The organism is Salinimicrobium oceani (assembly GCF_012037645.1).
In genome coordinates this window covers 1-295 of record NZ_JAAVJR010001541.1, presented here as the reverse complement: position 1 = coordinate 295, position 295 = coordinate 1, and the positions used below count along the sequence as shown (strand labels likewise).

At 43.4% G+C, this 295-nt stretch carries 1 protein-coding gene; it reads right to left on the bottom strand.

Annotated elements, in window-relative coordinates:
• Nucleotides 1-295, bottom strand: a 295-nt coding sequence (locus HC175_RS22980; RefSeq protein WP_317172406.1) for a histidine kinase dimerization/phospho-acceptor domain-containing protein, incomplete at both ends; no start/stop codon positions are given.

Sequence of the window (295 nt, the reverse complement as noted above, 5' to 3'; positions counted from 1 at the left end):
TTCTTTTTCAAGGATGCGCTCGCTGCGGTACAATATTAGCAGCCCGTCTACGTAATTGCGAAGACTGTGAGAAGCCTGGGACAGGTATTCGATATACTGGCTGGTCTCCTCATCAAAATTTTCCTTATTCTCTTCCTTAAGCAGGTCAACCAGTGAAATAATATTCGCAAGAGGAGATTTTATGTCATGGGATACTACGCTGGCAAATTTCTCCAGATCATGATACCGCTGTTCCAGGTCTTTTTGAATCCGCTGATATTGGTTCTTTTGCTTGCCAAACACCACGACATTAAGC